The sequence below is a fragment of the Flavobacterium mesophilum genome (assembly GCF_039581405.1).
GTDB lineage: Bacteria > Bacteroidota > Bacteroidia > Flavobacteriales > Flavobacteriaceae > Flavobacterium.
Genome location: NZ_JBCPXZ010000001.1, coordinates 588,967 through 612,624 on the forward strand (window position 1 = coordinate 588,967; position 23,658 = coordinate 612,624).

The window sequence follows — 23,658 nt, forward strand, 5'->3', positions numbered from 1 at the left end:
TGCATTTCACATTCAGATAACAAATTGATAAAATGACACTTAAAAAAATATTGACTATATTTATAAAATCATTTTATTTGATAATCAATATTTTAACTTCGACTTATTAATCAAAAATAACTGAATATGAAATTTACAAGAAAAGCACACGCCAACTGGCAAGGAACCGGTATGGAAGGAAAAGGAACAATTAGCACACAAAGCACAACGCTGGATAATGCACAATTATCGTTTAAAACGAGATTTGCTGATGGTGTGGGCACAAACCCTGAAGAACTTGTTGCAGCAGCGCATTCAGGCTGTTTTACCATGCAATTAAGCTTTTTATTGAACGAAGCAGGTTTCACAGCAGATGATTTAACAACAGAAGCTACTGTAACTTTTGAAGACGGAACTATAACATTGATCCATTTGGAGTTAAAAGGAAAAGTTCCTTCTATTTCTGCAGCAGAATTCAATGCAACAGCTGCCAAGGCAAAGGAAATTTGCCCAATTTCCAAACTTCTAAATACCACCATTACGCTAAATGCAACTTTAGAAAGCTAGCAAACAGGCTTTAAAACATAAAAAAAGACCATTCACTGCGTGAATGGTCTTTTTTTTTATTCTGAACTTCTATTATTGCATTGAAGCTTTTAAAGCATTTGCCTCTGCAGTCATTTCTAAAGCTCTGTAAACTCCTAATAATGTTTTTGAAACATCTTCATTTTTAGGATCTAAGTCATGTGCTTTTTTAAGATAAGGGATTACACTTTTAAAAAGAGCTTCTCTTTGTGCTTTTAAAACATCATATCGCTTCATATCTTTTGCACTATTACCCAATTTATTGATTTCGTCAATGATCGGCTTATCAGCTTCTAATTTTAAAGCAGAAAGATTTAGGTAAGCATTTGTATATTGAGGATTGATTTCGATTGCTTTTAAATAATATTTCTCAGCATCAGCAGTATTTTTTGCATTTGCACTGATAACACCTAAATTAAAAATCAAATCAGCATTGTTTGGATCTTTCTCTAAAGCTTCATTTACTAATTTTTTGTATGTATCAAAATCTTTAGTTTCTAGGTACAAATTAGCCTCAGTAAGAGTCAAAGAACTATCATCTGGATTTGCTTTTCTTGCATCAGAAATTGCTTTTTTCGCTTCTTCAGTTCTTCCTTTTTGAACTAAAATCAACGCTAAGTTTTTGTAGATTTCACCTCTTTTTGAAGGAACAGCTTCAGTTTTAGGTTTTTCGTGAGTTCCTAATTTTACAGCCAAATCTCTATCTTTCGCATTAGCAAAACCATCATCATTTCCTGAAATTTTGTTTACAGCAGTATAAAGAGTTCCTTTTCCTGAGAAATTCAATTTCTTCAATTCTTCATACATTGGCAATGCAGTGTCATAATCTTGAGCATTTACTGCAGTAGAAGCTGCATAGTATAAATTGATTGTATCTTTTTTATCTAACAAATAAGCATCATACAATTTTTTAGCTCCATCTGTATTTTTACCAGCCTGAGAATCAGCGATAGCAGCATTGATCAATTTTCCTTTAATATCAGTAATTGAAGCAGCAGCTTGAGTTGAATACTTTTGTTTTCCAGAAGTTTTTTCAACGTCAATTAATGTTTTGTAACTTTCAGCAGCTGCTGACAAGTTTTTACCTTCTTCTACTTTTTTGTTAGCTAAATCTAAATAAGCATTTCCTTTAACAAAATAGTACTGAGCTTGCTCAACATCTTTAGCATTAGTTACTAAATTTTCAGCATCTTTTAATATTGCAATTGCTCCTTGAGCATCTCCGCTTTTTAAAGCTTTCTCAGCATTTTTGATTTGATCCTTCTGAGCAAAAGTAGCTACTGAAATCAACAACGCTGAAGCAAGTAATACATATTTACTTTTCATAATATTCAATTTGTGTATTTAATTTTAATTTTTTGTGGTTTTATTATTCTTCAGATTCCTCATCATCAGAGTCATCTTCATCCTCTACTACGTCATCAGAATCATCATCGTCATCATCTGTTGAGCCTTCGTCTTCTAGAACTTCCATGTCTGGCTTAACTCGTTCGATTGCAGATTCAATAACATTTCCGTCTTCATCTACAACAACTTCTTCAGCTTCTTCGTCTTTCATTACAGTAGTAACGGCCGCGATAGAATCTTTTCCTTTTAAGTTAATTAATCTAACACCTTGAGTTGCACGCCCCATAACACGCAAATCTTCAATTGCCATTCTGATTGTCAATCCAGATTTGTTGATAATCATCAAGTCGTCAGAATCAGTTACCGCATTAATAGAGATTAATTTTCCAGTTTTCTCCGTGATGTTAAGTGTTTTAACCCCTTTACCTCCACGGTTTGTAATTCTGTACACATCTTCTCCGTCGTCATCAACAAGTTTAGTACGTTTTCCGTAACCATTTTCAGTTACAACTAAAATTTGAGATTCTGCAATATCATTTTTATCAACAGTAACCATTCCGATTACTTCGTCAGTTTCATCTTTTAAAGTAATTCCACGAACTCCAGAAGCTGTTCTTCCCATCGGACGTGTTTTAGTTTCTTCAAAACGAACTAATTTACCAGATTTAACTGCTAAGATAATTTGGCTTTCTCCGTTTGTCAACTGAGCACCAATCAATTCATCACCTTCTTTAATTGTAATTGCAGCAACTCCATTTACACGAGGTTTAGAATATTTCTCTAAAGAAGTTTTCTTAACCTGACCTTGCTTCGTCACCATTACAAGATTATGCGTATTGATATAATCTTTATCTTTTAAGTCTTGCGTACAAATGAAAGCCTTTACTTTATCATCACTTTCAATATTCACCAAGTTCTGAATTGCTCTACCTTTTGCTGTTTTGCTTCCTTCTGGAATTTCATAAACACGCATCCAGAAACATTTTCCTTTTTGCGTAAAGAACATCATATATTGGTGGTTTGTTGCAACGAACATGTGCTCAAGGAAATCCTGATCTCTTGTTCCGGCACTTTTCTGTCCAACCCCACCTCTATTTTGAGTTTTATACTCTGTCAAGTTGGTACGTTTGATATAACCTGCATGCGAAATTGTAATTACAACATTTTCATCAGCAATCAAATCTTCGATACTTACATCTCCTCCAGCATATTCAATTTGAGAACGACGCTCATCACCATATTTATCACGGATTTCAGTAAGCTCTTCTTTAATCAAATCAATTCTCAAATTAACATCTGCTAATAAAGCTTTTAAGTGCTCGATTAACTTCATTAACTCATCAAATTCAGCTCTTAATTTATCTTGCTCCAGACCTGTTAGCTGACGCAAACGCATCTCAACAATTGCACGAGCTTGAATATCAGACAAATTAAATCTTTCGATTAATTTCTCTCTCGCTTCATCTGTGTTTTTAGATCCTCTAATTAACGCAATTACCTCGTCGATATTGTCAGAAGCAATGATTAAACCTTCTAAAATATGTGCTCTTTCTTCCGCTTTGCGTAATTCAAACTGCGTTCTTCTAACCACTACATCATGACGGTGCTCAATAAAATAATGAATCATATCTTTTAGATTCAATAATTGAGGACGTCCTTTTACTAATGCAATATTATTTACACTGAAAGAAGATTGTAATTGAGTATATTTATATAAGGTATTCAAAACAACGTTTGGCGTAGCATCACGTTTTAAGATATAAACGATACGCATACCGCTTCTATCCGACTCGTCACGGATATTTGCAATACCTTCGATTTTTTTCTCGTTAACCAAATCAGCCGTACGTTTGATCATTTCGGCTTTGTTAACTTGATATGGAATTTCAGTAACGATGATGCATTCTCTTCCGTCAACTTCTTCAAAACCAACTTTTGCACGCATGACAATACGTCCTCTACCTGTTTTAAAAGCTTCACGAACACCCTCGTATCCATAAATAATACCTCCCGTTGGGAAATCAGGAGCTTTGATGTGAGACATTAATTCGTCTACTTCAATATCGTTATTATCAAGGTATGCTAAAGTACCATTGATAACTTCAGTTAAATTGTGTGGTGGCATGTTAGTAGCCATACCAACTGCAATACCTGTCGCTCCGTTTACTAACAAAGTAGGAACTCTTGTAGGCATTACTTTTGGCTCATATATTGTATCGTCAAAGTTTAATTGAAAATCAACTGTTTCTTTTTCGATATCTGCCATAATTTCCTCAGAAATCTTACGCATTCTAGCCTCAGTATAACGCATTGCTGCAGGACTGTCACCATCGACAGATCCAAAGTTACCTTGACCATCAACTAATAAATATCGCATACTCCACTCTTGAGCCATACGAACCATTGCGTCATAAACAGAAGTATCTCCGTGCGGGTGATACTTACCCAGAACCTCTCCCACGATTCTCGCAGATTTTTTGTGGGCAGATCTTGAAGTTACACCTAAATCATACATTCCGTAAAGAACTCTTCGGTGCACTGGTTTCAAGCCATCTCTAACATCAGGAAGTGCTCTTGATACAATTACCGACATCGAATAATCGATGTAAGCTGACTTCATTTCATCCTCTATGTTAATAGGAATTAACTTTTCTCCTTCAGACATAAGTTGTTATATTAAATAATTATAATAGTTTCAAAGCGTGCCAAGATACGTTTTTTTAAAATTTTTTCAGCTATTTCCTTACACTTATTTAAATGATTTATTAACAACTTTATTTTCGCTTTTAGTTAATAAATTAAGCGTTTTTTAACGCTTTTTTTGTTATTTTTTTTGTCAATTAGCTGACAGCAGATATCGCTAGGTATGATTTTTGTTTTTCAACCAGTAAATAATTAAATTTACATTACGAATTAATATATTATGGATGATAATTTTTCACCAAGGGTAAAAGATGTTATTACATACAGTAAGGAAGAAGCTCTCCGTCTAGGGCACGACTTTATTGGTACTGAACATCTAATGCTAGGCATTTTAAGAGATGGTAACGGAAAAGCTATTCATATACTTAATAACCTAGCTGTCGATTTAGATCATTTACGCAGGAAAGTAGAAATACTGAGTCCAGCCAATCACAGCGTTGAAATAAACACTGAAAAGAAAAACCTTCATCTAACACGTCAGGCTGAAAGAGCCCTAAAGACAACATTTCTTGAAGCAAAAGTATTTCAAAGCTCGTCGATTAGCACGGCACACCTGCTTTTGTGCATCTTACGAAACGAAAACGATCCAACAACCAAGCTATTGAATAAGCTAAAAATAGATTATGATATAGCTAAAGAACAATATCTAAACATGACGCCAAACGAAGAAGAATTCTTAGAAAACTTGCCAAGAAATGAGTCATACAATGACGATTCAGGACAAGATGACAGTTTAAAAGAAAGTAGTTTTAATAATCCCGCCAATAAGTCAAACAAAAAATCTAAAACTCCGGTGTTAGATAATTTTGGGAGAGATTTAACAGAAATGGCTGAGGAAGGAAAACTAGATCCTGTCGTAGGACGCGAAAAAGAAATTGAACGCGTTTCTCAAATTTTAAGCCGAAGAAAAAAGAACAACCCGCTTCTTATTGGAGAGCCTGGAGTTGGTAAATCTGCTATTGCAGAAGGACTAGCTTTGCGCATCATCCAAAAGAAAGTATCTCGTATTCTTTTCCACAAACGTGTTGTAACTCTTGATTTGGCCAGCTTAGTTGCCGGAACAAAATACAGAGGACAATTTGAGGAAAGAATGAAAGCCGTAATGAACGAGCTTGAGAAAAATGATGACATTATTCTTTTCATTGATGAAATCCATACTATTGTAGGTGCTGGAGGAGCAACAGGCTCACTTGATGCTTCAAACATGTTCAAACCTGCTTTAGCAAGAGGCGAAATTCAATGTATTGGCGCTACTACTCTAGACGAGTACAGACAATATATTGAAAAAGACGGCGCCTTGGAAAGACGTTTCCAAAAAGTAATTGTGGAGCCAACTTCTGTTGAGGAAACAATCGCTATTTTGAACAATGTAAAAGACAAATACGAAGATCACCACAATGTAACTTATACTCCAGAAGCTATTGAAGCTTGTGTAAAATTAACGAACAGATATATGTCTGAGCGTTTCTTACCAGACAAAGCAATCGATGCAATGGATGAAGCTGGATCACGCGTACACATTACAAACATTGACGTTCCGAAACAAATTTTGGATTTAGAGCGTCAATTAGAAGAAGTGCGCGAAATGAAGAACATGGTAGTTAAAAAACAAAAATACGAGGAAGCTGCCAAACTTCGCGATGATGAAAAACGCATCGAAAAAGATCTTGCTGCTGCACAAGAACAATGGGAAGAGGATTCTAAAAACAACAGAATTGAAGTCACAGAAGATAATGTAGCTGATGTGGTTTCGATGATGACAGGAATTCCTGTGAACAGAATTGCACAAACAGAAAGCAACAAATTAGCGCATTTACCTGAATTGATTCAGAATAAAGTAATTGGGCAAAATGAAGCTGTTTTGAAAATTGCTCGTTCTATTCAACGTAACAGAGCTGGTCTTAAAGATCCGAACAAACCAATCGGTTCGTTTATTTTCTTAGGTCAAACTGGTGTTGGTAAAACACAATTGGCTAAAGTGTTGGCTAAAGAATTATTTGATTCTGAAGATGCTTTAGTTCGTATCGACATGAGTGAATACATGGAGAAATTTGCGATTTCTCGTTTAGTTGGAGCGCCTCCAGGATACGTTGGATACGAAGAAGGTGGTCAATTGACTGAAAAAGTTCGTAGAAAACCTTATTGCGTGGTGCTTTTAGATGAGATCGAAAAAGCGCACCCAGATGTATTCAACATGATGCTTCAAGTTTTAGATGATGGATATTTGACAGATAGTTTAGGTCGCAAAATCGACTTTAAAAACACGATCATTATCATGACTTCTAACGTTGGTGCTCGTCAGTTGAAAGACTTTGGACAAGGTGTTGGATTCGGAACAGCTGCTAGAACAACTCAGGCTGATGAAAATTCTAAAAGCATTATTGAAAATGCATTAAAGAAAACTTTTGCTCCTGAATTCTTAAACAGAATTGACGACGTAATTGTATTCAACGCATTAGAAAAAGCCGACATCGATTTGATTATCGAAATCGAATTGAAAAAATTGTATTCTCGTATTGCTGAATTAGGATACAAATTAAGCTTAACTGACAAAGCAAAAGCATTTATCGCTGAAAAAGGTTTTGACAAACAATTTGGAGCACGTCCTTTAAAAAGAGCAATCCAGAAATATGTTGAAGATTTGTTAGCAGAAGAAATCATCACTTCAAAAATTCATTCTGGTGATGAAATCATGATGGATTTGAAAGATGATTCACAAGAATTATCAGTAGAAATCCACAAAGCTGAAGAGCCGACAAATCAGTAAATTAGTTTAAATTTCTAACAGAAATAACTTACCCGTTACGTTTTCATAACATAACGGGTATTTTTTTTATTAAAAATCACTATCTTTAGTAAAAGCAAATAGCTATTTTTGAATTTAAATTCTATAATAAAAACAACTTATGCTTCAAAACAAAGTCATTTTAGGCAGCGAAGAATGGTGCTCATTTCCAGAACTAGGAATCCCAACAATTAAAGCTCGTGTGGATTCTGGTGCCAAAACTTCGGCAATGCATGCAATAAACATAGCTCCTTTTATAAAAAATGATGCCAATTGGGTGAAATTTGATATTAATCCAATTCAGAATAATATCAAAACAATCATTCATTGTGAAGCACCGCTAGTTGACAAAAGAATTGTAAAAAGCTCGAGCGGTTTTAGAGAACATCGTTATGTGATCCAAACGAGTTTAAAAATTGGCGATGCAAAATGGCCAATCGAGATGACTTTGACGAATCGTGATTCTATGGGCTTTAGAATGCTTTTAGGGCGCGAAGCCATGAGCGGAAGGGTTTTAGTTGATCCAGAACAAAAATATCTTCTAGGACAGCCTACAGCAGAATCTTTAAAAGAACTATATCAAAATTCTGAAAAAGCAAAAACAGGTTTGCGAATTGGTCTTTTGGCCAGTAACCCTGAATTATACAGCAATAAAAGAATCATGGAAGCCGGCGAAATGCGTGGCCATGAAATGCATTTCCTAAACATTAAGGAATGCTACATGAAACTGGATGCTAAAAAACCAGAGATTCATTACAGAGGCGGAAAAATCTTGAACGAATTTGATGCCATCATTCCTAGAATTCGTCCGAGTATTACTTTTTACGGTTGCGCTTTAACGCGTCAGTTTGAAGCTTTGAAGGTTTTTGTTTTAAATTCAGCTACAGCGATTACACAATCACGCGATAAATTATATTCATTGCAATTGCTTTTGAACAGCGGAATTGATATTCCAACAACAGGATTTGCCAATTCTCCTCTTGATACAGACAATTTAATTAAAATGGTTGGAGGTTCACCTTTAATTGTAAAATTATTAGAAGGAACACAAGGAAAAGGCGTTGTTTTAGCTGAAACCAAAAAGGCAGCAGAAAGTGTTATTAATGCTTTCAAAAGTTTAAATGCCAACATCTTAGTCCAAGAATTCATCAAAGAGGCTAACGGAAAAGATATCCGTTGTTTCGTAATTGATGGAAAAGTTGTCGCGGCGATTCAGCGTGAAGCTATGCCCGGCGAATTTAGAGCAAACATCCACTTGGGCGGAACTGCTTCTGTTATCAAAGTAACAGCTGAAGAAAAAAAGATCGCCATAAAAGCCGCAAAAGCAATGGATTTAAAAGTTGCGGGAGTTGATATTATTCGTTCTTCAAAAGGACCTTTATTGCTTGAAGTAAACTCTTCCCCAGGCCTTGAAGGAATTGAAGGCGCAACCAATAAAGATGTTGCCGGAGAAATGATTAAAGCGATTGAGAAGAATTTTAAATTGTAATTGAGTTCATTTAAACTTAATTCCGCATAAATATTTTAGCAGCTTTGTCAAAGTTTTAAAACTTTGACAAAGCTTTTTTATTTAACTTTAAAATAAAAATCATGACTTTTCCCTATCTAGATATTGTTTTAAGAAGTATCGCCGTCTATTTTTTCATGACAATTGCCTTAAGAGTATTCGGCAAGAAAGAGCTTTCACAATTAAACACTGCCGATGTAATTTTAATTTTACTAATCAGCAATTCGGTACAAAATGCAATGGTTGGTCCCGACACCAGCTTGACAGGAGGGCTAATCGCTGCTTTGGTCTTATTTATCATCAATTACATCATTAAAAAAATAACGCATCATTCTAAAGTTTTCGGAGACTTATTATTAGACAAACCTGAAGTCTTGATTCATGACGGAAAGCTTGATTTTAAAGCATTAAGCAAGCTTGACATCTCTGATGAAGAATTGAAAGAAGCCATGAGAGAACACGGCATAGAATTCTTTAAAAACGTAAAACTAGCCATGCTCGAAATCGACGGAACAATCAGTATTATTTCTGAAGATGAAAACAAACTAAAACAAACACATTATAAGCGCAAACATAATCGCAAGAATTTGCAAAAATTCTAAAAGCAAAAAGCCGATTTCAAAATATGAAATCGGCTTTTTTCTATGTTGATAAAACATGATTTACACCTCACGTTTTACAAAATTCATTTTTTTGTTTAAATAAACACGCTCAAGATAAAGTAAACCAAACCAGCTAAAATAGCCGAAATAGGAATAGTCAAGATCCAAGCCCAAATTAAACTTACAGTTACTCCCCATCTAACAGCAGATACACGTTTTGTTAATCCAACTCCAATGATAGATCCTGTAATAGTATGCGTTGTACTTACTGGAATTTTTAAGTGTTCTGTAAAGTAAAGCGTTAAGGCACCTGCAGTTTCAGCAGCAACACCTTCAAACGAACTTACTTTTGTGATTTTAGAACCCATTGTTTTTACAATTTTCCATCCACCACTTAAAGTTCCTGCCGCAATTGCAGAATAACAAGCTAACGGAATCCAGCCCGGCATTACACCTTTTATACCCAAATCTTCATTTGGCAATACAACGTCTAACCAAGAATCCATGTGAACACCCGGATTTGTATTGATGTAAACCGCTACTGCCGCAGCAATAATACCCATTACTTTTTGAGAGTCATTTCCTCCGTGGCCTAAACTAAATGCTGCAGAAGATATTAATTGCATTTTTTTCAAAGCAGCATCAGCTTGATGTAAATTCAGACTACTGAATATCAAACAGAATCCACTTACAGTCAATACAATAAAGGCAACTAAGAACCATTTAATATTATGAGCATCGAAAGCTACGCTCCAGAAATGAGAATCAAATCTTGGTTTTTCAATCTTGTCATAAGGAACCATTTGGCAATAAACAAACCAAACAGTTGCAATCATCAAGCCTACTGTAAATATTTTTGGCCAAATACTTTTACGAGAAGCATTTAACAACCAAATCGAGATTAAGTATGATGCCAAAGCTCCTAATAATGGCGCTAAAACAATAAAAGCAATAATGATAATAACTCCTGAAGGCATTCCTCCGTCTTTCCCAGCCTTATACCAGCTTACGATTTGGTACCAATAATGTGTAGCACCATCTTCGCCAACATATCCTGAAAATCCGTGAACTGCGATAGCATGCGCAACCGCCGCTCCCGCAAAACCTCCAATAAGTGTATGTGAAGAACTTGAAGGAATTCCTAACCACCAAGTCAATAAGTTCCAACAGATTGCCGCTATAACTCCGGCAAGAATCACCACTAGGTTGATTTCCATGGTGTGTGCTGTTTTTGCAACCGTATCTGCAACACCAAACCCGAAAACCCAATAGGCCAAAAAGTTGAAAAATGCTGCCCAAAGAACGGCCTGAAAAGGCGTCAGGACCTTTGTTGCAACAACTGTCGCAATAGCATTTGCCGCATCATGAAAACCATTGATGTAATCAAAAATTAAAGCTAATACTATAATTAATATAAGTATCGTCATAAAATTATAACTTCAGATTGAAAAATTAAGAATGTTTTACAGAAATAGATTCTAGTATGTTCGCAACACTCTTACATTTATCTGTTGCTGATTCTAAAACAGATAATACCTCTTTGTACTTAATGATATTTTTAGCGTCTGTTTCGTTTTCGAAGATTTCAAAAACCGCTTTGTTGTAAACATTATCAGACTTGTTTTCCAGTTTGTTGATTCTGGCACAAGCATCTTTAATGATTTTGAAGTTCTGTAAATTTCTCAACTCTTTTACAGCACTGTCAATATTTTGACAAGCCTCAAGGTTGATTTCTGTCATTTTTCTGATTGATTTTGTGATCTTATCAACTTGATACAATCTCATACGGCTTGCTGCACCATGAAGGTAATCAGCTACGTTATCAATAGAAGTAATTAATGTATGGATATCCTCTCTGTCAAACGGAGTAATAAAGTTTCTGCTCAATTCCAAATTGGTTTGACGTGTAATGTCTTCACCTTTTTGCTCTAATTCGTCAATCTTTTGAAAAAGGATTTCTCTTTCTTTTAATGGAAGATTTACAGCTTCGTGTAAGTTAGAAGCTAATTCAATTAAATTGCTTGAAGCCTCTTCAAAAAGTGGAAAGAATTTCTTGTCTTTCGGCACTAAAAATTGGAAAATACTGTTTATTGACATTTTTATATTTTTGATAGTGCAAAATTACTTCATTAATACTTTGCAGTGTTAAGCCATTGTTAACAAATCGTTTTCAATTTGGAAACTATCTAGGAACGCAACGGTATTCTCAATGTCATAATGTAAGATCCTGTCTTCCTTTACCAAAGGTACGACTTCGCGATAACTACTCAGGAACATTTCGATAAAATCACTCGATTTTAACGGCTCTCTATAAGCAATTGCCTGTGATGCATTCAACAATTCGATAGCTAAAATACGCTCTAAATTATCTAAAACTTTCAAAGCTTTTGTAGCGCCATTTGCTCCCATACTCACGTGATCTTCCTGACCATTGCTTGAAACAATGCTGTCGATACTTGATGGAGTTGCTAATTGCTTGTTCTGGCTAGCAATACTTGCTGCAGTGTATTGCGGAATCATAAATCCTGAGTTCAATCCTGGATTATCAACTAAAAATGCTGGAAGATTTCTTAATCCAGAAATCAATTGATACGTTCTTCTTTCAGAAATGCTTCCTAATTCTGCCAAAGCAATTGCCATAAAATCTAAAGCTAAAGCTAAGGGTTGTCCGTGGAAATTTCCTCCTGAAATGATTTGATCGGCTTCTACGAATATATTTGGATTATCGGTAACCGAATTGATTTCGGTTTTGAATACTTTTCGAACATAATCAATCGCATCTTTTGAAGCGCCGTGAACTTGTGGCATGCAACGGAAAGAATACGGATCTTGAACGTGTTTCTTTTCTTGAGCGATAATTTCGCTTCCTTCTAAAAATTCAGCAATTCGCTGTGCTGTCACAATTTGTCCTTTGTGCGGACGTATATAATGTATCAATTCGTTAAAAGGCTCGATTCGTCCATCAAAACCTTCCAAAGAAATTGTTCCAATTAAATCAGCCAAATACGAATATTTATATGCTTTAATTAAAATATGAGCTCCATAAGCACTCATGAATTGGGTTCCGTTCAACAAAGCCAAACCTTCTTTTGACTGCAAAACAATTGGTTCCCAATTAAAATGTTTTAAAACTTCGGCGGAAGCCATTCTCTTTCCATCAAAAAGTACTTCTCCTTCGCCAATTAAAGGCAAAGACAAATGTGCTAAAGGAGCTAAATCACCAGAAGCTCCAAGTGAACCTTGTGTATATATAATAGGAAGAATATCATTATTGTAGAAATCAACCAAACGCTCTAAGGTTTTCAACTGAACGCCCGAATGTCCATAACTTAAAGATTGAATTTTAAGCAAAAGCATCATTTTCACGATTTCAGCAGGAACCTCATCGCCTGTTCCGCAAGCATGTGATTTTACTAAATTTTCCTGAAGTTTAGACAAATTTTCATTAGAGATCTTTACGCTATATAATGACCCAAAACCTGTATTAATTCCATAGATTGGCGCCGTGTGCGTTGCCATTTTTTTATCCAAATAATCACGGCATTTCTGAACATTTACTTTTGCTTCTTCCGATAATTCAAGCATTTTATTGTAGCTCAAAATCTCTTGTAATGTTTCTAAAGTTATGGTTTCAGTACTTATATAATGAATCTCTCTCATGATTATTTTAAATTTAAGACGTCAAAATTCAACAAATCAATATTAAAAAGCAACATTTTATCACAATAATTAAAATTTACATTGACGCAAATCTCTGCTTTTAATTATTTCATAATGCTCTATTTGGATCAAATCGCCTCTTTTTCGCAAGTTTTTCGTTAAAAACCAATTCATTATATATATTTCATTCACAAAAAAACCAGCATAAATAATATTAAAACTTCAAATTAGCATATTTAATTTTAACAAATGCTCAATATTGATTTTTTGAAATTTGAATTATTAAAATATTCGCAAAAAGCCTCTCAGAGTTTTTAATCCTACTTAAAAGCTGTACTTTTGAAAAATCAAAATGAAAAGTAACAGCATAAAATATCAATCTACAATTATTACAGCTCAAACAGGAGTTGCAATTGCTGCTACCATTATTTCTACTACAACAACTACTACCCCTTAGGGGTATACATTTTTACATATAATCCAGGTTATCTATACTTTTTTCTTGAAAGAAGAGAGTCATTGGATACATAAAAACTATTGCATTCAAAAGAAAAAAAATATCATAAAATGAAAGTATTAAAATTTGGCGGAACTTCGGTAGCCAATGCTCAAAATATAAAACTCGTTCTTGAAATCGTCAAACAAAAAGCTGAAAAAGACCAATTAGTTGTTGTAGTTTCTGCATTAAGTAAAGTAACTGATTTACTGCAATCGGCAGCGGCAAAAGCGGCGGCAAACGACGAAAGCTTCAGAGAAGTTGTGGCTGAAATCGAGAAAAAACACCTTGACACTTTAAAAGAACTGATTCCGGTAAGCGAGCAAAGCAGCTTGTTGAGCCACGTAAAAAGAATCATCAATCATTTAGAAACTTTATTAGACGGTTGTTTCCTTTTAGGCGAACTATCTCCAAGAACTGCCGATACTATTTTAAGTTTCGGAGAATTGCTTTCTTCATTCATCATCGCGCAAGCCTATCAGCAAATCAATAACGACGCGGTTTACAAAGACAGCCGTGACTTAATTAAAACTAATGCTGATTTCGGAAAAGCGGCAGTTAACTTTGAAGTTTCGAATAAATTAATTCAGGAATATTTTGCTAAAAACGAAGCGAAAATCAATATTCTGCCTGGATTTATCGCGCAAACTCTTGACGGAATCACTTCAACTTTAGGACGTGGCGGATCTGATTATACTGCAGCAATTATCGCTGGAGCAATCGACGCTGAACAATTGGAAATCTGGACTGACGTAAACGGAATGTTTACTGCAAACCCGAAAATTGTAAAACAAGCGCAGCCAATTGCAAATATCTCGTATCAAGAAGCAATGGAATTGTCGCACTTTGGAGCAAAAGTTTTGTATCCGCCAACAATTCAACCCGTTTTAAGAAAAAACATTCCAATTTTAATCAAAAATACTTTTGAGCCAGAAGCTGAGGGAACTTTAATTTCCGATGTTGTTTTATCAAAAGATACAGTTGTAAAAGGAATCAGCCATATTGACAACATTTCACTTTTAACACTTGAAGGCCCTGGAATGATTGGAGTTGCGGGTTCTTCTCGACGTTTGTTTGAAGTATTGTCTCAGGAAAAAATCAACGTAATTTTTATTACTCAGGCTTCTTCTGAGCATTCAATTTGTATCGGAATTTTGAATTCTGATGCTGATAATGCCGAAGCTGCAATCAATAAAGCCTTTGAAATCGAGATTTCACAAAACAAAATCGATCCTTGTTATGTAGAAAAAGACCTTTGCATTATTGCTTTGGTGGGTGAAAACATGAAAAATCACCAAGGTTTGAGCGGAAGAATGTTCAGCACTTTAGGAAAAAATAACGTAAACATTCGTGCGATCGCGCAAGGTGCTTCTGAAAGAAATATTTCGACTGTAATTAACGAAAGAGACGTTAAAAAAGCGTTGAATACATTGCACGAAAACTTCTTTGAAGAAAACACAAAACAGTTGAATTTATTTGTAATGGGAGTTGGAAATGTGGGTGAAAAATTCATCGAACAAATCCACAACCAAAAGAAATTCTTAAAAGATGTTTTAAAAATCAACGTTCGCGTTATTGCTTTATCAAATTCAAGAAAAATGGTATTTGACGAAGACGGAATTTCTTTGAAAGATTGGCAAGCGACTTTAGATAAAGGTGAAGAAGCGATTCCAACAGAATTTATCGCTCGTGCTAAAGAAATGAATTTACGTAATAGCATTTTTGTTGATATTACAGCAAATGCGGGTGTTTCTGACCTATACGAGAAATTCTTAAAAGAAAGTATTGCGGTTGTGACTTGCAACAAAATTGCGTGTTCATCTGCTTACGACAATTATAAAAAATTAAAAAGCTTATCTCGTCAATACAACGCTCCTTTCTTGTTTGAAACGAATGTTGGTGCGGGATTGCCAATTATCGATACAGTTAAAAATCTGATTGCGTCTGGTGATAAAGTGCATAAAATTCAAGCGGTTTTATCAGGAAGTTTGAACTTTATTTTCAACAACTTTGATGAGAATAATTCTTTCCACGATGTGGTAAAAGAAGCCGGCGTTCAAGGTTTCACAGAACCAGATCCGAAAATCGATTTAAGCGGCATCGACGTGGCTCGTAAAATCCTGATTTTAATTCGCGAAAGCGGTTACGAAATGGATATTGACGCCATTGCAAACGAATCGTTCTTGCCTGCTGAATGTTTGGCAACAACAAACAATGATGATTTCTTTGCTTCATTGATTAAACATGCGTCTCATTTTGAGAACATTTATAAAGAAGCTCTAGCAAAAGATTCAAGATTAAAATACGTAGCGCAATTCGAAAACGGAAAAGCAAGCGTAGGGCTACAATTTATTCCGAAAGATCATCCTTTCTATAATTTAGAAGGAAAAGATAATATCGTGCTTTTCTACACAGATCGCTACGTAGATCAGCCGTTATTAATCAAAGGAGCCGGTGCCGGAGCAGCTGTTACGGCTTCAGGAATTTTTGCGGATGTAATTAGAATAGGAAACGTTTAGTAAAGGTGCTAAGATGCTAAGGTGCTGAGGTTCTAAGTTTTTTATCTAGACAACCTTAGAACCTCGGCAACTCAGAACCTCAGAACCTTATAAAAAAACCATGTGGTAAAAGTTTGCAAAGCAAAAACCTTAGAACCTTAGCAACTTAGAACCTCAGAACCTTTAAAAAGAATGGAAATAAAACTATTTTGCCCAGCAACTATCGCCAATCTCTCATGCGGATTTGACGTTTTGGGACTTTGCTTAGACAATGCGGGTGATGAAATGATTGTTCGAAAATCAGATCAAAAAGGAGTTCGAATTACTAAAATCGTCGGTGCCGATTTGCCTCTTGAAACGGAGAAAAACGTTTCGGGTGTGGCGGCTTTGGCGATGTTGGCTACTTTAGACGAATTGGATTTTGGTTTTGAAATTGAAATCTACAAACATATCAAAGCCGGAAGCGGCATCGGAAGCAGTGCGGCAAGTTCTGCCGGAGCGGTTTTCGGAATTAATGAATTATTAGGAAGACCTTATTCTCGTAAAGATTTGGTTCAGTTTGCGATGCAGGGCGAAAAATTAGCCAGCGGAAACGCGCACGCTGATAACGTTGCTCCTGCCCTTTTGGGTGGCTTTACTTTGGTAAGAAGTTACGATCCTTTGGATATTATCAGAATTGACAGTCCGGAAGAATTATACGCAACGGTGGTTCATCCGCAGATTGAGTTGAAGACTTCTGACGCTCGTTCGGTTTTAAAACAAAACGTTTCTCTAAAAAGCGCCATCATGCAATGGGGAAATGTGGGCGGACTTGTAGCGGGTCTTTACACCAAAGATTACGAATTGATTGGAAGATCGCTTCACGACGAAATCGTAGAACCTTTAAGAAGTGTTTTGATTCCAGGTTTCGACCAAATCAAACAAACGGCTTACGAAAACGGCGCTTTGGGTTCTGGAATTTCAGGTTCTGGTCCGTCGATTTTTGCTTTAAGCCGAGGAAAAGAAACCGCAGATCAAATCGCAAAAGCCATGAGCGAGGTTTATGAAAAAATGAATTTACCGTATGAAATTCACGTTTCGAAGATTAATCCCGATGGTGTCCGCATCCTTTAGGATGGGACGCTGTAAGCAGTAGGCTTTAGGCAATAAGCTTAAAATCTTTGCGAAAAAATAGTAAACAAAAAAAGAAAAAAGCATTAAGCTAAACACATTTTAGGAAAAGCCTAAAGCATACAGCTTAAAGCCTAAAGCAAAAAATAATGAAATACTACAGTTTAAACCATAATGCCCCAAAAGTTTCTTTTCAGGAAGCTGTAATACAAGGATTAGCGAGTGATAAAGGATTATATTTCCCGGAAAGCATTACGTCTCTTGATCCTTCATTTTTTGATAAAATCGAAAGTTTGAGCCACGAAGAAATTGCTTTTGAAGCGATTAAACAATTCGTTGGCGACGAAATACCTGCAGAAAAACTAAAAGAAATCATTGCTGAAACTTTAGTTTTTGATTTTCCAGTTGTGAAAGTGGAGAACGGAATCTATTCGTTAGAGTTATTTCACGGACCAACAATGGCGTTTAAAGACGTTGGAGCGCGATTTATGTCGCGTTGTCTGGGTTATTTCAATAAAGACAAAAAAGACGCTAAAAACACGGTTTTAGTAGCGACTTCCGGAGATACAGGAGGCGCAGTTGCCAGCGGATTTTTAGGCGTTGACGGTGTTGATGTTGTCATTTTATATCCGTCAGGAAAAGTGAGCGATATTCAGGAAAAACAATTGACGACTTTAGGGCAAAATATTAAAGCGCTTGAAGTTGATGGTGTTTTTGACGATTGTCAGGATATGGTGAAAAAAGCATTTTTAGATGAAACTTTGGCGCACAAAAACCTGACTTCGGCGAATTCTATCAATATTGCGCGCTGGCTGCCACAGATGTTTTATTTCTTCTTTGCTTACAAAACGTTGAAGAGCCAAAACAAACCATTGGTTTTCTCTTGCCCAAGCGGCAACTTCGGGAATATCTGTGCCGGAATTATGGCAAAAAAATTAGGTTTGCCAATTGAGCATTTCGTTGCTTCGACAAACGTAAACGACACAGTGCCAAGATTCTTAGAAAACGGAAAATACGACCCGAAACCTTCTAAAGCGACAATTTCTAACGCAATGGACGTTGGAAACCCAAGTAACTTTATTAGAATCCAGGAATTATACAATAATGATTTAAAGGCTTTTGAAAAAGATTTCTCTTCGTACAGCTACACCGACGAAGAAACGCTAAAAGCCATGAAACAAATTTACAACACCGACGGTTACATTGCAGAACCTCACGGCGCTGTTGGTTATTTAGGTTTGAAAAAAGAGCTTGAAAAACACCCGAACGCCATTGGTATTTTCTTAGAAACCGCTCATCCAATTAAATTCTTAGATGTTGTGGAACCAACTTTAGGAATTACGCTTCCAATTCCAACTCAGATTGAAAGTGTTATTAATGAGGAAAAAGTTAGTGTGAAGATTGGGACTTATGAAGAGTTGAAGAGTTTCTTGGGGTAATCAATTTATTTATCATTATATACTAAACGGCTGGGATTTATTTTCAGTCGTTTTTTTTTAATCTTAAAAAGCATTCATTTTCAATCTTTAAGCTTAAGATTATAAAAATTGGGAAGAAAAAATTCTTACATTTGAAAGAAAACAATCAATGTGCCATTGCAAATTAATTTTGATTTAAAACTATCTTTTTATTCTCATATTAAATGGAGTTAAGCGAAATCTTCAAAAACATTTACTAGTAATTTTTAAAAAAATAATATGGCTTTACCAGATTCATACCTTATAACAACTAAAAAAGTTGATGCATACTTTCAAGCTATTTTAAGCGCTCAAGCACCTTCAAAATTCACAATAAAATTTTTAGAGCAATTAGAATTTAAAACTACAACTGATAGATTATTTGTAGGCGTATTAAAAGCTTTAAAGTTTATTGATTCTAACGGTATTCCACAAGACCGTTATTTTAGATTTTTGGATCGTTCGCAATCAAAACAAGTATTGGCTGAAGCTATTCGAGATGGATACTCTGATTTATTTGCTGTTAATATTAAAGCTAATGAAATGAGCAGTAGTGAAGTTAAAAACAAACTAAAAACTTTAACTCAAGGTTCTAAATCTGATGATGTACTTGGTTGGATGGCAAATACATTTACATCTTTGTGTAGACTTGCAGATTTTTCAAGTCAGACTAAAGATTTACCTGTCAGAAATGAGGATATTAATGCAAATTACTCTGAAAATTATTCAAAAAACGATAGTAACACATTAACGAATGAATATATAAACAAACAGATAACTACTGAGATGCATTACAATATTCAAATACATCTTCCAGAAACTAGGGATATAACGGTTTATGATGCGATTTTTAAAAGCTTAAAAGAACATTTATTATGAGTTCTGAAAATTTATATTCTTTCGTTTTTCGTGGTCTTCTAACTGAAGAAGCATTAGACAAAACAGATAGAATAAAAAAAGTAAAATTTAGCGAAACGGATTTTCCAAATTTATATAAGTCATTAGGGATTGAAGATTTAGACGAAGAACTAGTTTTTACAGCAAAAAAAATGTCTATTGTTTATATTGCAATTTGCGCTTTTGAAAACAGTGTGAGAGATTTTGTTTCTAAAAAACTTTTAGAAACAAATGGTGAAGATTGGTGGATAAAATGCGTATCTGAAAAAATAAGAACTAAAGCAGAAAGTAGAAGATTAGAAGAAAGTAAAATTAGATGGCATACCCCAAGAGGAGATACCATAATAAATTACACTGAATTTGGTGATTTACTTTCGATTATACGTAATCCTGAAAATTGGATTCATTTCGAGCCACATATCCAATCTATTGAATGGGCAGACCAAATAATTCGAACTATTGAGCGATCGAGAAATGTAATTATGCATAGTGGAGAACTTGTAAATCAAGACATTGAAAGAATTGGCATGTATATTAGAGATTGGCAAAATCAAGTTGGATAAAACAATACTGACAAATTCTTAGTTGATGCGAGAATCCCTTACCTCAATGGAAAAAAATAGCCAAGTTTATATTTTGAAAGAAGCAAGAATGGAACATCGTTATAACAATTATTTATAATTTACTTAACTTTTTTCCAATGAAAAAATGCGCATATTGTGATCAAAAAACTAAACTTACAAAGGAACATATTTGGCCTAAATGTCTAATTACAAGAATGCCAAACCTAACATTTAGATATATTGGCAGTCAAGACAAATTTGTCACATCAGAACTTGTAATTTCCGACGTTTGTTCAAAATGTAATAATGAAAAACTTTCAAAACTCGATTATTATTTTTGCTCACTTTACGATAAATATTTTAAAAACTTTCATGAAGAAAAGAAACAGTTTACTTTTGAATATGATTACGATTTACTTCTAAGAAATTTATTAAAAATCATTTATAATTCTTCGAGAACAATAAATAGTAAAGATAACTTTTTTGAAAATTTTAAACATTTCATTCTTGATGGCAATGAAACTTGGGGGAAATGTAATTATATTATTAGATATAATTATTCCTTGGATTACAAGGGATGGCATAAAAGTATATCCTACATCTATGAGATGTGGTACTGTAGACATAGGAATTAAAAATGAAAATTTCATAATTAGAGCTGTTACTGTAAACTCCTTTTATTTTTATATTTTTATTTCAAAGGAAAAAACTTTATCTGAAACTTTGATAGAGGAAGGGAATAACATATATAATAGAATTCCCGGATCAATTATTCATCCATACAAAACACAAACATTAATTTCTGATTTTTCTAATCAAAATAGCTACAATGCTCATAAAGATTTTATCATGAACACTTATGAAGTTTTTTACAAATTATATAAAGACCGCAAGTAAATAGCCCTCTACTAGCTCTAGCGCCATACAAGGAAAAAAATCTTTACTTTTTAGTCCCCAACAAATACAAAATTTTAGCAGGTCCAGATTTTACTTTTTCAACTTCCCAATTAAAACTTTCTTTGTTATCTAACTTAGAAATCAATTCATTCATTTCATCAACAGAATAGGTTCTTAATGACGAAACTACGCCATCCCACAAAACCAAAATAGGTATAATTGGAATCAGGTACGTAAAAATGATTCTGCCTATTTTAAAAGGTCTGATAAAAGGCGTTGTCAGCAAAACAGAAATCGGCGAAAGGATCATCGCTACAATACTTGGAACACTTCTCTCCTGTCCTTCAAAAATCGCAATCGAACTATTGGTGTCAATTGCATTTTGCAGAATCTGTTGTGCATCTTTCGGTTTGAAATGATGAAAAGACAAAAATTGCGTTCGAAGTCCGTTTAGGTTTTCGGGAACATTTCTGGCATCAACTGGTGTTTTTACAAAATCGAAATTGTCGGCTTGTTTTTGTGTATGTTCGAATGCGGGAATATTTGGGAAATAATCCGTGAGCAGAATTTTTAAATCGGGATTGTTTTTTCTCAATTCGGTGTTCAGCCAAATTAATCCGCCACCTCCACCCGACGCAAGATCAATAATTTGATTGGTTTGGCTTTCTTTTAAACCTTTTTCGATTACAGGAACTATGCCTTTGTACATGGCGGTTTTATTCGAAAGAAACTGCAAAAAGTCAGTCATGTAATTTCTAATAAACTCTGGAAGCCATTGTTGATCTTCAAACTCAAATAAATGTATTCTGCTCATACTTTCTTGATTTTCGGTTCTATACAAATTTCACTAAATTTCTTTAGATAATGTCATTTTCTTCAGAAAAACAAATCTTAATCCGCAATACAATACTAAAAATTCATCTTTTCTTATTTTTTTATATCTTTAAAAACTTTAAATACTATTCCCCAAATTCAGAACATAAAAAATAATAACACGCCTAATTTTATGAAAAAGACATTACTTTCATTTCTTTTAGTTGGATTTTTAAGTGCTTACGCGCAAGAATCAAAACCAGATTCAAAACCAAAAACACCTCCTGCAAAAGAAGAAAACTCCCCTTCTAACCTTACTTTCAATCCAGATTCTCAAGTTGTAACCAATCACACCACGACAATAAAAGGTCAAAAAGTTTCGTATAAAGCAACAGCAGGCACTATGCCGGTTTGGGATGAAGACGGAAAAGCTATTGCTGGATTATTTTATACGTATTATGAGCGTTCTGATGTGAAGGATCGTGATTCTCGTCCATTAGTGATTTCTTTTAATGGCGGTCCTGGTTCTGCTTCCGTTTGGATGGAGATTGCTTATACAGGGCCAAGCTTATTAAATATTGATGAAGAAGGATATCCTTTGCAACCTTACGGAATAAAAGAAAACCCATATTCGATTTTAGATATTGCTGATATCGTTTTTGTAAATCCTGTAAATACCGCTTACTCAAGACCTACAAACAAAGAAATCCCTCCTGCAAAATTCTTCGGTGTAAATGCCGATATTAAATACCTAGCCGATTGGATCAATGGTTTTGTAACGAGAACTAACCGTTGGGCTTCTCCTAAATACTTGATTGGAGAAAGCTACGGAACAACTCGTGTTTCGGGATTGGCGCTTCAATTACAAAACAATCAATGGATGTATCTTAATGGAGTCATTTTAGTTTCTCCTACTGATTTAGGAATTACTCGTGGTGTTGTTTCTAATGCGGCTCTTAAATTGCCTTATTTCGCGGCTACTGCATGGTATCATAAAATGCTAAGTCCGGATCTTCAAAATAAAGATTTAACTGCTATGTTGCCAGAGGTTGAAGATTTCACCATAAACGAACTTCTTCCTGCGCTGAGCAAAGGTGGATCTTTGGACGAACAAAAAAGAAAACAAATTGTGACTAAAATGGCTCGTTATTCTGGTATTTCAGAAAAAGTTATTTCACAAAACAATTTAGATGTCCCTAATGATTATTTCTGGAAAGAATTATTGAGAGATCAAGGCTATACCGTTGGAAGACTTGATTCGCGATACAAAGGAATTGACAAAAAAGATGCCGGAGAAAGTGTTGATTTTAATGCTGAACTTACTTCTTGGTTGCATTCGTTTACACCTTCTATCAATATGTATCTGCGTAATAATCTTAACTACAAAACCGATTTTAAATACAATATGTTTGGCCCCGTTCATCCTTGGGACAGATCAAATGATAAAACAGGCGAAAACCTGAGACAAGCCATGGCGCAAAATCCGTATTTGCATGTAATGGTGCAATCAGGATATTATGATGGTGCTTGCGATTATTTTAATGCAAAATATGATTTATGGCAAATGGATCCAAGTGGAAGATTAAACGACAGAATGTCTTGGAAAGGCTACAGAAGCGGTCACATGATGTATTTAAGAAAAGCCGACTTAGAAACTGCAAATGAAGATATCAGAACATTCATAAAGCAATCATTGCCTAAAGCGGGCGAACCTGCAAAATACTAAATCTGATTTCTTGTTTATAACAGATATAAAATC

The 23,658-nt window shown here is 34.9% G+C and carries 17 protein-coding genes; 11 read left to right on the forward strand and 6 right to left on the reverse strand.

Translation table 11 applies throughout. The features are described from left to right. Positions 1-126 precede the first annotated feature (126 nt). A complete protein-coding gene (locus tag AAYQ19_RS02465) occupies positions 127-546 on the forward strand; it encodes an OsmC family protein (protein ID WP_343533480.1) in 420 nt (139 codons plus the stop codon). A 72-nt stretch (positions 547-618) separates the two neighbouring features. On the opposite strand, the gene AAYQ19_RS02470 is transcribed toward AAYQ19_RS02465, so the two are convergent. Both AAYQ19_RS02470 and gyrA read right to left on the reverse strand, forming a co-directional pair. Then, positions 619-1,890, reverse strand: coding sequence for a tetratricopeptide repeat protein (locus tag AAYQ19_RS02470; RefSeq protein WP_343533482.1), 1,272 nt, complete (start codon positions 1,888-1,890; stop codon positions 619-621). Between the two features lie 43 nt (positions 1,891-1,933). After that, complete coding sequence (gene gyrA / locus AAYQ19_RS02475) at positions 1,934-4,576, reverse strand: DNA gyrase subunit A (RefSeq protein WP_343533484.1); 2,643 nt, start codon at positions 4,574-4,576, stop codon at positions 1,934-1,936. Positions 4,577-4,834: 258 nt separating this feature from the next. Between gyrA and AAYQ19_RS02480 the strand changes: the two genes are divergently transcribed. The 3 genes from AAYQ19_RS02480 to AAYQ19_RS02490 all read left to right on the forward strand — a co-directional run bounded on the left by AAYQ19_RS02480 (position 4,835) and on the right by AAYQ19_RS02490 (position 9,508). Further along, positions 4,835-7,381 carry an ATP-dependent Clp protease ATP-binding subunit gene (locus tag AAYQ19_RS02480; protein ID WP_343533486.1) on the forward strand — a complete coding sequence of 849 codons (2,547 nt, stop codon included), beginning with the start codon at positions 4,835-4,837 and terminating at the stop codon, positions 7,379-7,381. A 139-nt stretch (positions 7,382-7,520) separates the two neighbouring features. Next, a complete protein-coding gene (rimK, locus tag AAYQ19_RS02485; protein ID WP_026729332.1) occupies positions 7,521-8,888 on the forward strand; it encodes a 30S ribosomal protein S6--L-glutamate ligase in 1,368 nt (455 codons plus the stop codon). A gap of 101 nt (positions 8,889-8,989) precedes the next feature. Continuing rightward, positions 8,990-9,508, forward strand: coding sequence for a DUF421 domain-containing protein (locus AAYQ19_RS02490; RefSeq protein WP_343533490.1), 519 nt, complete (start codon positions 8,990-8,992; stop codon positions 9,506-9,508). 95 nt (positions 9,509-9,603) lie between these two features. On the opposite strand, the gene AAYQ19_RS02495 is transcribed toward AAYQ19_RS02490, so the two are convergent. The 3 genes from AAYQ19_RS02495 to hutH are packed head-to-tail and all read right to left on the reverse strand — an operon-like array spanning position 9,604 to position 13,168. Next, on the reverse strand, positions 9,604-10,935 hold the full coding sequence (locus AAYQ19_RS02495; RefSeq protein ID WP_343533491.1) for an inorganic phosphate transporter: 1,332 nt from the start codon (positions 10,933-10,935) through the stop codon (positions 9,604-9,606). A 25-nt stretch (positions 10,936-10,960) separates the two neighbouring features. Continuing rightward, positions 10,961-11,605: a DUF47 domain-containing protein gene (locus tag AAYQ19_RS02500; protein WP_012024643.1), complete on the reverse strand. Its 645-nt coding sequence runs from the start codon at positions 11,603-11,605 to the stop codon at positions 10,961-10,963. A gap of 48 nt (positions 11,606-11,653) precedes the next feature. Next, entirely contained in the window at positions 11,654-13,168 is a 1,515-nt protein-coding gene (gene hutH / locus AAYQ19_RS02505; RefSeq protein ID WP_343533496.1) for a histidine ammonia-lyase, read from the reverse strand. Positions 13,169-13,735: 567 nt separating this feature from the next. Between hutH and thrA the strand changes: the two genes are divergently transcribed. The 6 genes from thrA (at position 13,736) to AAYQ19_RS02535 (ending at position 21,086) form a co-directional block, all read left to right on the forward strand. Beyond that, the gene (thrA, locus tag AAYQ19_RS02510) at positions 13,736-16,183 is read left to right on the forward strand and encodes a bifunctional aspartate kinase/homoserine dehydrogenase I (protein WP_343533498.1); all 2,448 of its coding nucleotides are present in this window, start codon (positions 13,736-13,738) and stop codon (positions 16,181-16,183) included. Between the two features lie 171 nt (positions 16,184-16,354). Continuing rightward, on the forward strand, positions 16,355-17,275 hold the full coding sequence (locus AAYQ19_RS02515; RefSeq protein WP_343533500.1) for a homoserine kinase: 921 nt from the start codon (positions 16,355-16,357) through the stop codon (positions 17,273-17,275). A gap of 146 nt (positions 17,276-17,421) precedes the next feature. Next, positions 17,422-18,711 (forward strand): threonine synthase, encoded by a 1,290-nt coding sequence (gene thrC, locus AAYQ19_RS02520; protein WP_343533503.1) that lies wholly within the window; start codon positions 17,422-17,424, stop codon positions 18,709-18,711. Positions 18,712-18,969: 258 nt separating this feature from the next. Beyond that, positions 18,970-19,608: a DUF5343 domain-containing protein gene (locus AAYQ19_RS02525; protein ID WP_343533505.1), complete on the forward strand. Its 639-nt coding sequence runs from the start codon at positions 18,970-18,972 to the stop codon at positions 19,606-19,608. Next, positions 19,605-20,189: a Swt1 family HEPN domain-containing protein gene (locus AAYQ19_RS02530; protein WP_343533507.1), complete on the forward strand. Its 585-nt coding sequence runs from the start codon at positions 19,605-19,607 to the stop codon at positions 20,187-20,189. Before AAYQ19_RS02525 ends, AAYQ19_RS02530 begins: the two co-directional genes overlap by 4 nt. Before the next feature lie 510 nt (positions 20,190-20,699). Next, positions 20,700-21,086 carry a hypothetical protein gene (locus AAYQ19_RS02535; protein WP_343533509.1) on the forward strand — a complete coding sequence of 129 codons (387 nt, stop codon included), beginning with the start codon at positions 20,700-20,702 and terminating at the stop codon, positions 21,084-21,086. Positions 21,087-21,129: 43 nt separating this feature from the next. Here the strand turns inward: AAYQ19_RS02535 and AAYQ19_RS02540 are convergent, their stop codons facing one another. Beyond that, complete coding sequence (locus AAYQ19_RS02540) at positions 21,130-21,900, reverse strand: hypothetical protein (protein ID WP_343533511.1); 771 nt, start codon at positions 21,898-21,900, stop codon at positions 21,130-21,132. A 192-nt stretch (positions 21,901-22,092) separates the two neighbouring features. Between AAYQ19_RS02540 and AAYQ19_RS02545 the strand changes: the two genes are divergently transcribed. Then, a complete protein-coding gene (locus AAYQ19_RS02545; protein ID WP_343533513.1) occupies positions 22,093-23,625 on the forward strand; it encodes a S10 family peptidase in 1,533 nt (510 codons plus the stop codon). The last annotated feature ends 33 nt before the right edge of the window (positions 23,626-23,658 follow it).